Annotated in this window: 13 protein-coding genes; 1 reads left to right on the forward strand and 12 read right to left on the reverse strand. The window is 55.9% G+C overall.

Translation table 11 applies throughout. The features are described from left to right. Positions 1–95 precede the first annotated feature (95 nt). The 12 genes from trpS to pilM form a co-directional block, all read right to left on the reverse strand. Entirely contained in the window at positions 96–1,100 is a 1,005-nt protein-coding gene (gene trpS / locus ACUTQ5_RS20730; RefSeq protein WP_445652775.1) for a tryptophan--tRNA ligase, read from the reverse strand. A 2-nt stretch (positions 1,101–1,102) separates the two neighbouring features. Beyond that, positions 1,103–1,801 (reverse strand): phosphoglycolate phosphatase, encoded by a 699-nt coding sequence (locus tag ACUTQ5_RS20735; RefSeq protein ID WP_445652776.1) that lies wholly within the window; start codon positions 1,799–1,801, stop codon positions 1,103–1,105. Next, a complete protein-coding gene (gene rpe, locus ACUTQ5_RS20740) occupies positions 1,794–2,471 on the reverse strand; it encodes a ribulose-phosphate 3-epimerase (RefSeq protein WP_012147278.1) in 678 nt (225 codons plus the stop codon). Before rpe ends, ACUTQ5_RS20735 begins: the two co-directional genes overlap by 8 nt. 230 nt (positions 2,472–2,701) lie before the next feature. Next, a complete protein-coding gene (gene dam / locus ACUTQ5_RS20745) occupies positions 2,702–3,514 on the reverse strand; it encodes an adenine-specific DNA-methyltransferase (protein WP_445652777.1) in 813 nt (270 codons plus the stop codon). Positions 3,515–3,768: 254 nt separating this feature from the next. Further along, the gene (locus ACUTQ5_RS20750; RefSeq protein WP_445652778.1) at positions 3,769–4,785 is read right to left on the reverse strand and encodes an SPOR domain-containing protein; all 1,017 of its coding nucleotides are present in this window, start codon (positions 4,783–4,785) and stop codon (positions 3,769–3,771) included. A 155-nt stretch (positions 4,786–4,940) separates the two neighbouring features. Further along, positions 4,941–6,041, reverse strand: coding sequence for a 3-dehydroquinate synthase (gene aroB / locus ACUTQ5_RS20755; protein ID WP_445652779.1), 1,101 nt, complete (start codon positions 6,039–6,041; stop codon positions 4,941–4,943). A gap of 91 nt (positions 6,042–6,132) precedes the next feature. Beyond that, a complete protein-coding gene (gene aroK, locus ACUTQ5_RS20760) occupies positions 6,133–6,654 on the reverse strand; it encodes a shikimate kinase AroK (protein WP_004391482.1) in 522 nt (173 codons plus the stop codon). 350 nt (positions 6,655–7,004) lie between these two features. Beyond that, positions 7,005–8,246, reverse strand: a complete 1,242-nt coding sequence (hofQ, locus tag ACUTQ5_RS20765; protein ID WP_445652780.1) for a DNA uptake porin HofQ — start codon at positions 8,244–8,246, stop codon at positions 7,005–7,007. Continuing rightward, entirely contained in the window at positions 8,243–8,605 is a 363-nt protein-coding gene (locus ACUTQ5_RS20770) for a hypothetical protein (RefSeq protein ID WP_445652781.1), read from the reverse strand. The genes hofQ and ACUTQ5_RS20770 overlap by 4 nt, the downstream gene beginning before the upstream one ends. Then, positions 8,598–9,125 carry a hypothetical protein gene (locus ACUTQ5_RS20775; RefSeq protein WP_445652782.1) on the reverse strand — a complete coding sequence of 176 codons (528 nt, stop codon included), beginning with the start codon at positions 9,123–9,125 and terminating at the stop codon, positions 8,598–8,600. Before ACUTQ5_RS20775 ends, ACUTQ5_RS20770 begins: the two co-directional genes overlap by 8 nt. Then, a complete protein-coding gene (locus ACUTQ5_RS20780) occupies positions 9,118–9,654 on the reverse strand; it encodes a PilN domain-containing protein (RefSeq protein ID WP_445652783.1) in 537 nt (178 codons plus the stop codon). The genes ACUTQ5_RS20775 and ACUTQ5_RS20780 overlap by 8 nt, the downstream gene beginning before the upstream one ends. Then, positions 9,654–10,496, reverse strand: a complete 843-nt coding sequence (pilM, locus tag ACUTQ5_RS20785) for a type IV pilus biogenesis protein PilM (protein ID WP_445652784.1) — start codon at positions 10,494–10,496, stop codon at positions 9,654–9,656. Before pilM ends, ACUTQ5_RS20780 begins: the two co-directional genes overlap by 1 nt. Positions 10,497–10,618: 122 nt before the next feature. On the opposite strand from pilM, the gene mrcA reads away from it, so the two are divergent. Then, positions 10,619–13,177: a peptidoglycan glycosyltransferase/peptidoglycan DD-transpeptidase MrcA gene (mrcA, locus tag ACUTQ5_RS20790; protein WP_445652785.1), complete on the forward strand. Its 2,559-nt coding sequence runs from the start codon at positions 10,619–10,621 to the stop codon at positions 13,175–13,177. The last annotated feature ends 34 nt before the right edge of the window (positions 13,178–13,211 follow it).

Raw genomic sequence — 13,211 nt, forward strand, 5'->3', positions numbered from 1 at the left:
ATTTTTGTTTATCGGCCTCTACTCGCTCTGGGCAGGAATGAGGTTTGTCATCAGTCTGAAGCGGCCAGTGGCCGCTTTTCTTTTTGCTCAGAGACTCACTGCGCTGAAACAAAGCCCACTGCCTGGTAAACCTTCGCCAGCGTTTCCTGAGCGCGTGCACGGGCCTTGGCAGCGCCATCACGCATTACTTGCTGCAGCAGGGCCTCGTCATTGCGGAAACGATGATAGCGCTCCTGTAGCTCACTCAGCATGCCGGATACCGCTTCAGCGACGGCGCCTTTCAGGTGGCCGTACATCTGCCCCTCAAACTCGGCTTCCAACTGTGGGATGCTCTTGCCGGTCACGCCTGAGAGAATATCCAACAGGTTGGACACCCCCGCCTTGTTTGCCACGTCGTAACGCACCACTGGTGGCTCTTCCGAGTCAGTCATCGCGCGTTTGATCTTTTTAGCCACCGCTTTCGGATCTTCCAGCAGGCCGATCACGTTATTACGGTTATCGTCCGACTTGGACATCTTCTTGGTCGGCTCTTGCAGCGACATCACACGGGCGCCGGATTTGGGAATAAACGGCTCGGGCACTTTGAACACGTCACCGTACAGCGCGTTGAAACGCTGACCGATGTCACGGCTCAACTCCAGATGTTGTTTCTGGTCTTCGCCGACCGGCACCTGGTTGGTTTGATACAGCAAGATATCCGCCGCCATCAATACCGGGTAGCTGAACAGGCCGGCGTTGATGTTCTCCGCATAACGGGTGGATTTGTCTTTGAACTGAGTCATGCGGCTCAGTTCACCGAAATAGGTGTAGCAGTTCAGTACCCAGCTCAGCTGGGTGTGTTCCGGTACGTGCGACTGCACGAAGATGGTGCTTTTTTGCGGGTCGATACCACAGGCCAGGTACAGCGCCAGCGTATCCAGCGTGGCTTTGCGCAATTTCTCTGCGTCCTGACGTACAGTGATCGCATGCAGGTCAACGATGCAGAAGATACAGTCGTAATCATCCTGCATCTGCAGCCACTGACGCAATGCACCCATGTAGTTGCCAATGGTCAGTTCACCGGACGGCTGCGCGCCGCTAAATACGATGGGCTTACTCATGTTTAAATTTCCTGATTCTCTAAAGATGACAGCCCAAGAGCGGGCAACAAATCGGCAAAGCGTTCCAACACGCGGTCGGGATGGCTCAGGGCAATCGCCTCGCCGTAGTTATAACCGTAGGTCAGCGCGGCGCTTGGACAACCTGCCCCCTGCGCTGCCTGAATATCGTTGCGGGAGTCGCCGACAAACAGCAACTCGTTGGCTCGCAGGCCAAGCTTGCCGAGGACCAGATACAGTGGCGCCGGGTGCGGTTTCTTTTCCACCACGTCGTCACCGCCGATAATCAGCGAGAAGTAATCAATAATCCCCAATGCGGTCAGCAACGGCGCGACAAACGGCGTTGGCTTGTTGGTCACCAGCGCCATCGGGTAATTTTGCGCAGCCAGTTGAGCCAGGGTTTCTTTCACCTGTGGGAACAGGCGGCTACCGCTGTCGACGGTTTGCACATAGAAATGATCGAAGCGCTCACGAAGCTGCTGGCAGTGTTCCGGCGTGGCTTCCACTTCGGCCCAGCGCAGCGCACGCTGCACCAGCACGTCGGCACCGTTGCCAATCCAGGTGCCTACCCGGTCCTCACCGGCCTGTGGCAGGCGCATCTCCGCCAATGCCAAATCGATAGCGGCTGACAACCCCGGCGCGCTGTCGACCAGCGTGCCATCGAGATCAAAGGCCAGAGCGCGGATCGCCCCGAAATCAGCCATGCGTCACCTTCGCCAACTCGCTGCGCATTTCGTCGATCACCCGACGATAATCCGGCTTGCTGAAGATGGCGGAACCCGCGACAAACATGTCTGCGCCCGCGGCAGCAATCTCGGCGATATTGTCGACCTTCACGCCACCATCTACTTCCAGTCGGATATCACGACCGCTTTCGTCGATCATTTTGCGTACCTGACGCAGCTTATCCAAAGTGCCATGGATAAACGACTGACCGCCAAAACCAGGGTTGACCGACATCAGCAGGATCACGTCGATTTTATCCATCACGTAATCGAGGTAGCTCAACGGCGTTGCCGGATTGAACACCAGGCCGGCTTTACAGCCGTGTTCTTTAATCAGCTGAATGGTGCGATCGACGTGTTCGGAGGCTTCCGGATGGAAAGAGATGTAACTAGCGCCCGCTGCAGCGAAATCCGGCACAATGCGGTCGACCGGCTTCACCATCAGGTGAACGTCAATCGGTGCGGTGATGCCGTAATTACGCAGCGCCTGACAAACCATCGGCCCGATGGTCAGATTGGGAACGTAGTGGTTATCCATTACGTCAAAATGCACTACGTCGCCGCCTGCAGCCAACACGTTGGCAGTGTCTTCACCCAAGCGGGCAAAGTCTGCTGACAAAATGGACGGGGCAATCAAAAATTTTTTCATCCGCTATCTCCAAACGTAGGGTTCGAATTGTTATACACCGGGGCGTAACCCGGTGCAGGCTATAACCCACCATTGGTCGTGGCACCGTCGCAGACCCAAAGGGCAGGGGCCATTTGGACGCGCACCTGTGTTACGAGCCGCTTATTTGGCCCACCAAACCTCACGACTCGCGCCTTGCTGCGCGTCCAAATGACCGCCAGCGGTGCTCACACACAATGGTGGGTCACAGCCTATCGATACAGCGCTAAAAGCTCATTCACTTTGCTACGGCCAAGAATATTGCGGCTGATAGTACGGCGCGCTTTCACAACAAACAGCGAGGCGTGCTGGTACCAGTCACGCGTCAGCTCGGTATCATGGTTGGAAATCAATACCGGCACCTGGCTTTCTACCGAAAGCTGGTGCGCCATCAGCGCCAGGCTTTGCTGGTCGGCCATGCTAAAGCTGTTGGTGTGGTAGGCGGTAAAATTCGCCGTCGCCGATAATGGCGCATACGGCGGATCGCAATACACCACGGTACCACGCCCGGCTTTTGCCATGGTATCGCGGTAATGCTCACAGACAAAAGTAGCGTTGCGGGATTTTTCAGCGAACCAGTATAGCTCGTCCTCCGGGAAGTACGGTTTTTTGTAACGTCCAAACGGCACGTTGAACTCCCCACGCAGGTTATAGCGGCACAGGCCGTTATAGCAGTGGCGGTTCAGGTAAAGAAACAGCAACGCGCGACGATAGGGATCGGCACTAGTATTGAACTCTTCGCGCAGCAGGTAAAACTGTTCTGACTTATTGAATTCATCGGTGAAAAGGAAGCGGGCATCACGTACGAAGTCATCCGTACGCAGTTTAACGATGTTATACAGATTAATAAGATCGCTGTTGATGTCGGCGAGAATATAGGCGTCGTATTCCGTGTTCAGGAAGACTGAACCCGCACCCACGAAGGGCTCGATTAAGCAGTCGCCTGCTGGTAGGTGACGACGGATCTCGTCCACCAGCGGGTATTTTCCACCAGCCCATTTTAAAAAAGCGCGGTTTTTCTTCATGCCGTCAATTAGCTACTTATTATACAATTCAGAGCGGCGGATTGTACTCTGTTTAAGACAGCACATCAGCGCACAAATTTAAGTGATTGATACCCAACATCCTTCAAGCCGCAGCACCTTTGGCCACGCACAGTTATCCGGCCTGTCCGCAGGCAACTCCAGCCATCGGTCATGGGCGACTCTGTCTGCCCTGAGTAACAGGGGCGCAGCTTGTGCGCCCCTCAATGCCTGAATGCAGCTTGAATTCTATCGGGTTACTTTTTCAGATCCTGCTGAACCTGGCCAACAGGACGGACCCAGGGTTTTTTCGCCTGAACATCCGCCGGCAGCGTCGCGATGGCACGCTTGGCTTCCGCAGAAGAGGCATAGTTGCCACTCACCAGCACGTACCAGGGTTTGCCGTCACGTTTAGTCGAGTACACCAGATAATGCTGTAATTTCTGCTGCTTGGCGTAGGCGTTCAGCGTATCGGAACGCGAAGCGCTGCTCAGTTGCAGAGTGTAATGGCTTGCCGGGGCAGACTGCAGCGAACCGCCGCTGCCGCTAACCGCTCCCACTTTGGCACTTGCTGCTCCCGCTTTAGTGGAAGAGGCTGGCGCCGGCGTATACACCGTGGTTGGCGATTTATGCTGTGTAGCCGTCGGTTTACTGACGGTTTTCGCCGGTGTTTTATGTTGCTGTGGCGCAGTGCCCTGAACCGGACGGACGGTTTCTTTCGCCGCAGCGCCGTTCATCAGGGTTGCCGGGGCCGTTGGCAACGTCGAAGCTGGGCCTGTCATGCCTTGCGTAGCGGCATCAACCTGACCTTGCTGCGCTGACAGTGCATCCGACATATTGCCCGGCAGATCGACACGCTGCTGCGCGCCGCCCTGCATTGGCTGCGGTTGCGCTTCCGTTGGGGTGCTGGAGATCGGAGGGACGCTGACGGTTTGCGGCTGCGAGCTGCTGCTCACGCCGTTATTGTCATTGGTATCCGTGGTTCCGCCCGGAACACCGGTATTACCGGCAGTCAGTGACGAAGAACCTGACAGATTAATGTCCTTGGCGGCACCATTCTGTGCGCTTTCCTGTGCCGCCTCATGCTTGGTTGGCGCCTTCAACGCCGAACCAATGCCGACAATCAGCAACAACAGCACCAAAATACCGATACCAATCATTAAATGCTGACGTGAAACGGCAAAACGCGGTCCCGGAGCCGGTTTACGCGAACGTGCAGGACGACGATCGCTGCTATCAGGTCTGAGATCGTCTTCCGGTTTAAACTCATCCATCTGAAACCCTCCAACTAGAGGCAAAAGCCCACCACTGTCTACCTACCGTGGCACGGGCAGATTAACCCGATGATGGCAAAGCGACGCCAGTCAGGCTTTGCACATTAATTAATATAGATGTAAACGGCGGCTAAGCCACTGTTACTTCGTCCGATTTACTTAGACATTCCGTCAGGAAGGCAAGCTGCGATCGAAGCCAGCACCATATCATGCCCCACTCCGCCACGGACTTCCGCCTGGCCAATGGCCGTCGGCAGTACCAGACGCAATTCACCGGCCAGGACTTTCTTATCGCGCATCATATGCGGCAGATAAGTTCCCGGAGCCATTTCCTGCGGGCCACACACCGGTAAACCGGCGCGCAACAACAGTGCTTTAATACGTTCAATATCTTCGCGGGAGAACTGGTCGAGGCGGTGCGCGGTTTCTGCCGCCATCACCATACCAGCGGCAATGGCTTCACCATGCAACCATATACCATAGCCCATTTCGGCTTCGATCGCATGGCCGTAAGTATGGCCCAGATTCAGCAGCGCGCGCAGTCCGCTTTCGCGTTCATCAGCGGCAACCACTTCAGCTTTCAGCTCGCAGCAGCGGCGGATACAGTAGGCCAGAGCCTGCATATCCAGCGCCACCAGGGCATCGATATTGTTTTCCAGCCAGACGAAGAAATCGTAGTCGAGAATAATCCCGTACTTGATCACTTCAGCCAAACCAGAGGAGAGCTCACGCGCCGGTAAGGTTTTCAGGCAATCGAGATCAACCACCACAGAAACGGGTTGATAGAAGGCGCCGATCATGTTCTTGCCGAGCGGATGATTGACGGCGGTTTTACCACCAACGGAAGAGTCCACCTGCGACAGCAGCGTGGTAGGGACCTGAATAAAGCGGACACCGCGCTGATAACAAGCGGCGGCAAAGCCGGTAAGATCGCCAATCACGCCGCCCCCAAGGGCAATCAGCGTGGTATCACGACCGTGCGGCTTTTCCAACAGTGCCGAGAACACCTGCTCGAGTACGGCCAGAGATTTATACTGTTCGCCATCAGGTAAAATCACCTGATCCACCTTGACGCCTGCCTGCTCCAACACCTTCCGAACGTGATCCAGATAGAGTGGCGCCAGGGTTTGGTTGGTGACCAGCATGACCTGTTCACCCGCCTTCAGCGGCATAAAAGAAGCCGGATCGTTAAACAATCCGGCGGCTATGGTTATCGGGTAGCTGCGCTCCCCAAGCGTTACGGTAATTCTCTCCATCTCGCGCTCAGTTCTCAATGTGGTTTCTCCCCGCAACGCGGGGAACACAATCAGTCTTCCGCATTTGCCGTGGCGAACACGGAAACCGCTATCAGTTGCTTTCCAGCATGTTGATTATCTGGTTGGCAACCACTTTGGCGCTTTGATCGTCGGTGCGGATGGTGACATCTGCGATTTCTTCGTATAACGGATTGCGCTCTTTCGCCAGCGCTTCAAGCACTTCACGCGGAGGAGAATCAACCTGCAGCAGCGGACGCTTTTTGTCGCGCTGGGTACGGGCCAATTGCTTCTCGATAGTGGTTTCCAGGTACACCACTACGCCACGCGCCGACAGACGGTTACGCGTTTCACGCGATTTAACCGAGCCACCGCCGGTAGCCAGCACGATGCCTTGCTTTTCCGTCAGTTCATTAATGACTTTTTCTTCACGATCGCGGAAACCTTCTTCACCTTCCACGTCGAATACCCAGCCCACGTCAGCTCCGGTACGTCGCTCAATTTCTTGATCGGAGTCGAAAAACTCCATATTGAGTTGCTGAGCTAACTGACGGCCAATAGTGCTTTTGCCGGCACCCATAGGCCCAACCAGAAAGATATTGCGTTTCTCTGCCATGTTTTTCGGTATTACTAAGACAATTCGTTAATGTTAACCCGCCCCGCCAATCAAATCAGCGGCGGGACCTAAACTGAAACCTCATAAACGATAGTGCGAGATCAGACGGAAAATTATCTCAACACTCTTGGTAGTTTGGCAACCGAATAAATCGCAATCCACGCCGCAGGAGGGAAACCATACGTTTTTAACGGCGTCTTGGCGCTAACAAAAAAACCTCGGTGCTCAATTCGGTAACCCTTGTAAGCTAAATCGGCCGCAGCGTCAAACGCAGATGCCCCGAAGGTGATAAAAAAGTGCATCTGCTCATCAACTTTAGGCGATTTCCCACGAACCGCACACTCGGTTGCTCAGGCCTTAATCAATGTCGGAGTAATGAATATCACCAGTTCGCGCCGTTTATGCTGTTTGCTGCTCTGTTTGAACAGAGAACCCAGCAAAGGTACGTCGCTAATCCCGGGTACCTTGTCTGCCCCTTCGGCGCTATGGCGCTGAAATACGCCCCCCAAAACAACGGTTTCGCCATCTCTTACCGTCACCTGAGTTTTGATTTCCTGTTTATCTATCGCCAACGTCTCGCCGGCCGCACGGCTGATTGAGCGCCCGGGCATGTTCTGGCTGATTTGCAACGTCAGGGTGATGCGGCCATTGGGCAATATTTTCGGTGTCACCTCCATACCCAGCACCGCGTCCTTGAACTCCATTGACGTCGCCCCGCTGGAGCCGCTGTTCACCTCATAGGGTATTTCAGTCCCCTGCTTTATGCTGGCGGTTTGCAGGTTCGCGGTCAGTAAGCGCGGGCTGGCGATGATTTCCACCCGGTTCTCCTGCTCCAAAGCCATCAACTCCAGATCCAATAATCGCCCGCCAATTCGTGCCAGATGGAAACCCGCGCTGACAGCACTGCGCTCCAGCGGTAACCCGACGTTAAAGCCGTCCATCTGCCATGACCTGGCAGGCCGATCGTCCGGAGCCAACCCCCAGCGCACACCAAGCTCACGTAAGCTCTCACTGTTGATAGTGACGATATGCGCCGCTAATTGCACCTGTGCCAAGGGCACATCCATTTCGGCGATCCTTTGCGTTAATAACGCCACGATCGACGCTGTATCGCGGATCAATACCGCATTGGTGCGTTTATCTGCCACCACGCTGCCACGCTCACTCAGCAATATTCCGCCCTGCGCGTTCAGGTTTTCAGCAACCTCTTCCGCATCGGCATGGCTCAACGGCAGGGTCACGCTTTTTAGCGGCTGTTTTTGTACCAGCGCCTGCTGTTGGCGCTGCTTTTCTTGCTCATTGGGTTCAGGGGAAACCATCATGACATTCCCCTCCAGCGTCATTGATAGTTTCCCCATACGCAAAATCACCGCCAGTGCCTGGTGCCAGGGCACATTATCCAACCTTAGTGTCAGGTTACCCCCCACACCTGCAGCGGTAACCATATTCAGTTGCTGATAATCCGCCAACGCCTGCAACACCAGCGTAATGGGAGCCTCCTGAAACTCCAGCGAAACGGGCTCTTGCTCCTGTGCTGCACCGGCGATAGCCACCCCCCAGAACAACACCGTCAACCAATGGCATCCTTTCATTTTTCTTCCTTATGGTTTCCCAGGGCCAACACCACTGCATTCTCAGCGGCCGGGCAGAGCGGATCGTCCTGGTTCGCTTTCAGCGTGACTTGCCCCTTAACGACCTGCTCCACCCGCCAACGCCCGTCTAACAGGGTTTGTTGGGGTTTTAATCGCAGCCACTGCCCGGCGGCCGTCACCACCCAGGCATGGTGTAGCGCCGCCTGCCCAATGGTGCCCTTCAACTGCCAGTTCACCGGCGACTCCGCCGCGCTCGGGCAATCGGGCAAGGGTAATGGCTTAAAAGGATCGCGTGGCTGAGGCTGGGCCATCAGCGCCAGAGGCAGCCACAGTAACCAGAACCCACCGCATTTATTCATTGGGGTTTACCACCTCTGTCTCTGTCTCTGCCAAAGCCGCCTGGAGAATGAAATGCGCCGTCAGCTCCCCCACTTGCGCCTCAACGGTCATCTGATCAATCCGCAACTGGGCTGGAAAACGCTCCAGCAGCCTTAATAAACTGCCGTAATCGAGATGCAGCATCAGGGTTTGCCGCGACGAATCTCCCTGCTGCTGCCAGCGCTGCAGCCCCGCCCCCGCGCTTTGCAACGTGCTCGCCAAATCACTATCGACGGCAGGCGGGTGGGTGACCTGCTGCAGGCTTTGATTCACCTGATCCAACGTCGGCATACGGGCCAGTTGTTCCCACAAGGGAGTCATCTGTTGCACCAGACGCTGCTGCTGCGCCTCAGTCTGCGCCAGTTGCTGCCATTTTCCTTGCAACGGCAGCAGGCCGAACAGCAGGATCAGGCTGCCCAACACCAGCCACTGGATGACCAACAGCTTCCACACCGGCAAGCCCAACCCTCTCGCCAACCACAGCGGCAATGGCTTATCCACCCGGCCCCCATTGCGCCATCAAGGTAAACGTGAACAAACCATCCTGACGCTGTACCACCTCTGCCAGACGGTAGTTCTGTAACAGGGGTAACGCCGTCAGTTTCTGCTCAAACTGAAGCACCGCCTCATAACGCCGGCCAAGCCCCCGTAAAGTGATATTTTGCGAGTGGCTTTCCAGCGTGATAAGCCACAGCGGATCAGGTAGCGAAGTGGAGAGCTGCTGCAGCAGCTGCAGATAACGTCGGTTATGTGCCAGGTTGTTGTCATACTGCTGTGTCAACGCAGTTAAACGCGCCAGGCGTGCCACCGCCTGTTGCAAGAGTTGATAACGCCCGGTGAGTTCAGCCTGCTTACCGATCAGCGTCAATAGCGCCTCATGCCGCTGTGCCTGTTGCTGGTTCAACAGGCCGAACACCACCATCAGTACCGCCAACACCAGCACCAGCTGCAAAATGAATATGCGTAACCAAAAGGCATAGCGGCGACGCTGGCCCTGTATGCGCCAGGGCAAAAGATTAACCTGATACATCAGCTGTCCTCAGCGCGCAGCGCCAGACCGCCGGCCAAGACAAATGCCGCAGGCAATGCAGGTAACGGGGGACGCAGCTGGCTAAAAGCACTGAGAGGGGACCACGACAAGCTTCCTGACGGGGGTTGCTCATCCATCACGCTGCTGTAGTAAATCTGATGTTCGCTGAGTGATGGGCTGGCGGCACGCATTGCGGTCAACGCCTGATCTGCCCCGTCCGCTTCCCGAAGAGGTACGATGCCATAGGCAAACTCCGATCGGTGTGCGGTCACCCATAACCATTCTTCATCGAGGCGGTGCAGCAACCCGGCTTCGCCTGACACGCCTGCGGCGGCGGCCATCACGCGCAGTGCGCATGGGGCAATATCAACCACCTGCGGCTGTAAATTGGCCTGACGCAGACAGTTCAGCCACTGTTGCAACTCTTGCTGACGGGCAGCGGTCAACAGCAGAGTCGCGTGTTCGGACAGTGATTGACGGTAGTCCAGCGCCAATGTTTGGCTATCCAGGGGAAACTTTTTCAGTCCCTGACTGATGATGTAATCACCGCACGCCGGCTCTTTCAGCCGGGCGTCCGGCAGTGGCAATCGATGCTGTAAAACCCGCTGTGCGGGCAGAGCAATGCGCAAGGAAATATGTCTTGGTAACTGAACCCGCCATTGGCGCAACGCCTGGATCAACGCGTCGCTCTGCTCCAGGCAACCCTCACGCAGCACCGGTTGCGGCAACCTTTGTTGCCACCAGTGACGCAGTTGCCAGCCATTGCGGCGGCGCTGTGCCGCCAGGGCACGAACGCAGTGACTTTGTATATCCAGCCCCACCTGCCATGCTTGAGTGATCATATTTTGCCAGACCTCCATATCGTCAGATAACAAAAGAACATATCCATGTTGCAGGCTTGCCTTTATACTACCGCGCGGTTGTTTATAAACTGCCCAAATGACATGAAAATGGGAAATCTCAGGTGAAGTTCGTAAAGTATTTACTAATCCTTGCAGTGTGTTGCATCGTGTTGGGGGCAGCCTCGATCTTTGGCTTGTACAAATATGTCGAGCCACAGCTGCCTGACGTCGCAACGCTGAAAGATGTGCGGCTGCAAATACCGATGCAGGTTTACAGCGCCGATGGCGAGCTGATCGCCCAATACGGTGAAAAACGCCGTATTCCGCTAAAACTGAACCAAATTCCACCGGTTATGGTGCATGCGTTTATCGCCACCGAAGACAGCCGCTTCTATGAGCATCATGGCGTCGACCCAATCGGTATCTTCCGTGCTGCCTCTATTGCGCTGGTGTCTGGCCATGCGTCACAGGGGGCAAGTACCATTACCCAGCAGTTGGCGAGAAACTTCTTCTTAAGCCCGGAACGCACCCTGATGCGCAAGATCAAGGAAGCTTTCCTGGCAATACGCATCGAACAGATGCTGACCAAAGACGAAATCCTCGAACTGTATATGAACAAAATCTATCTGGGGTATCGCGCCTATGGCGTGGGTGCTGCGGCGCAGGTTTACTTCGGTAAAGACGTCAGTCAGCTCAGCTTAAGCGAAATGGCGACCATCGCCGGACTGCCGAAAGCCCCGTCAACTTTCAATCCGCTCTACTCCCACGATCGCGCCGTAGCTCGCCGCAACGTGGTGCTGTCGCGCATGCTGGATGAGCATTACATCACTCAGGCGCAGTTCGATCAGGCGCGCAGTGAAGAGCTGGTGGCCAATTACCATGCGCCACAAATAAGCTTCTCCGCCCCCTATCTCTCCGAGATGGTGCGCCAGGAGATGATCAAGCGTTACGGTGACAATGCTTATACCGACGGTTACAAGGTCTACACCACCGTCACCAAGAAACTGCAGTTGGCGGCGCAGGAGTCGGTGCGTAACAACGTGCTGGCGTACGATATGCGCCACGGCTACCGTGGCCCGTCCAACGTGCTGTGGAAAGTGGGTGAAGCGGCCTGGGACCAAAAGCAGATCGTCGATTCCTTGAAGAATCTGCCGAACTACGGCCCATTGTCGCCGGCGGTGATTGTCTCAACCAGCGCCGAAGAGGCAACGGCCATGATGGCAGACGGCAGCCATGTGGCGCTGCCGATGTCCACCATGCGCTGGGCGCGACCTTACAGGTCCGACACTCAGCAAGGCCCAACGCCGAAACGCGTCACCGATGTGGTGCAGGCCGGTCAACAAGTGTGGGTTCGCAAGGTGGGCGAAAACTGGTGGCTGTCACAGGTGCCGGACGTCAACTCAGCCCTGGTTTCGATCAACCCGAATGACGGCGCGGTGAAAGCGCTGGTCGGCGGGTTTGACTTCAACCAAAGCAAGTTCAACCGCGTGACTCAGGCGCTGCGTCAGGTAGGTTCCAACATCAAACCTTTCCTGTATACCGCAGCGATGGACAAGGGACTGACCTTGGCCACTATCCTGAATGACCTGCCAATTACCCGTTGGGATCCAGGCGCCGGTACCGACTGGCGGCCGAAGAACTCACCGCCAACCTACGATGGTCCGATTCGCCTGCGTCAGGGGCTGGGACAGTCGAAGAACGTGGTGATGGTGCGTGCGATGCGTGCCATGGGGGTTGATTACGCAGCGGAATACCTGCAGCGTTTCGGTTTCCCGGCACAAAACATCGTGCATACCGAATCACTGGCACTGGGCTCGGCTTCGTTCACCCCAATGCAGCTGGTACGTGGTTACGCGGTGCTGGCCAACGGCGGTTATCTGGTGGATCCGTACTTCATCACCAAGATTGAAGACGATAACGGCAACATCGTGTTCGAAACCAAGCCAAAGATTGTCTGCGACAGCTGTAATCTGCCGGTGATTTATGGTGACACTCACCGTTCGGCCGTGCTTTCCGAAGACAACATTGAAAATGTCGCGACGTCACAGGAAGGCAAGAATGGCAACGTGCCGATGCCGCAACTGGAGCAAGTGACCCCCGCTCAGGTTCAGCAGGATGGCGATCAGCAGTATGCGCCACACGTTATCAGCACCCCGCTGGCGTTCCTGATGCACGATGCGCTGAACAGCAATATCTATGGCGAACCGGGTTGGATGGGTACCGCCTGGCGTGCAGGCCGTGACCTGAAACGTCGTGATATCGGTGGCAAAACCGGTACTACCAACAGTTCAAAAGACGCCTGGTTCTCCGGCTATGGCCCGGATACCGTGACGTCGGTATGGATTGGTTTCGATGACCACCGCCGTGACCTTGGCCGTACGACGGTATCCGGTGCGATCCCGGATCAGGCTTCCGGCGGTGAAGGCGGCGCCAAGAGTGCGCAACCGGCATGGGATGACTTTATGAAAACTGCACTGGAAGGCATTCCAGAGCAGAAGGTGACCCCACCACCGGGCATTATCAGCGTTACCATCGACAAGAGCAGCGGTAAGCTTTCCGGTGGTGGTGGCGGCAGCCGTTCCGAGTACTTTATCGAAGGGACTCAGCCGACGGACTACCCATCGCGGGATACCGGCACAACGCTAACGGATCCCGGCGGCGAAAGCCACGAGTTGTTCTAATAAAAAAAAGGGCCCAGATGAATCTGGGCCCTTT

It is taken from the genome of Serratia sp. NA_112.1, from assembly GCF_052691715.1.

Bases quoted from the DNA above. Each gene is read 5' to 3' on its own strand.
- ACUTQ5_RS20770 (WP_445652781.1), bottom strand. From the start codon at position 8,605: ATGAATAAATGCGGTGGGTTCTGGTTACTGTGGCTGCCTCTGGCGCTG.
- aroK (WP_004391482.1), bottom strand. From the start codon at position 6,654: ATGGCAGAGAAACGCAATATCTTTCTGGTTGGGCCTATGGGTGCCGGC.
- dam (WP_445652777.1), bottom strand. From the start codon at position 3,514: ATGAAGAAAAACCGCGCTTTTTTAAAATGGGCTGGTGGAAAATACCCG.
- ACUTQ5_RS20735 (WP_445652776.1), bottom strand. From the start codon at position 1,801: ATGGCTGATTTCGGGGCGATCCGCGCTCTGGCCTTTGATCTCGATGGC.
- pilM (WP_445652784.1), bottom strand. From the start codon at position 10,496: ATGATCACTCAAGCATGGCAGGTGGGGCTGGATATACAAAGTCACTGC.
- ACUTQ5_RS20780 (WP_445652783.1), bottom strand. From the start codon at position 9,654: ATGTATCAGGTTAATCTTTTGCCCTGGCGCATACAGGGCCAGCGTCGC.
- ACUTQ5_RS20750 (WP_445652778.1), bottom strand. From the start codon at position 4,785: ATGGATGAGTTTAAACCGGAAGACGATCTCAGACCTGATAGCAGCGAT.
- hofQ (WP_445652780.1), bottom strand. From the start codon at position 8,246: ATGAAAGGATGCCATTGGTTGACGGTGTTGTTCTGGGGGGTGGCTATC.
- rpe (WP_012147278.1), bottom strand. From the start codon at position 2,471: ATGAAAAAATTTTTGATTGCCCCGTCCATTTTGTCAGCAGACTTTGCC.
- aroB (WP_445652779.1), bottom strand. From the start codon at position 6,041: ATGGAGAGAATTACCGTAACGCTTGGGGAGCGCAGCTACCCGATAACC.
- trpS (WP_445652775.1), bottom strand. From the start codon at position 1,100: ATGAGTAAGCCCATCGTATTTAGCGGCGCGCAGCCGTCCGGTGAACTG.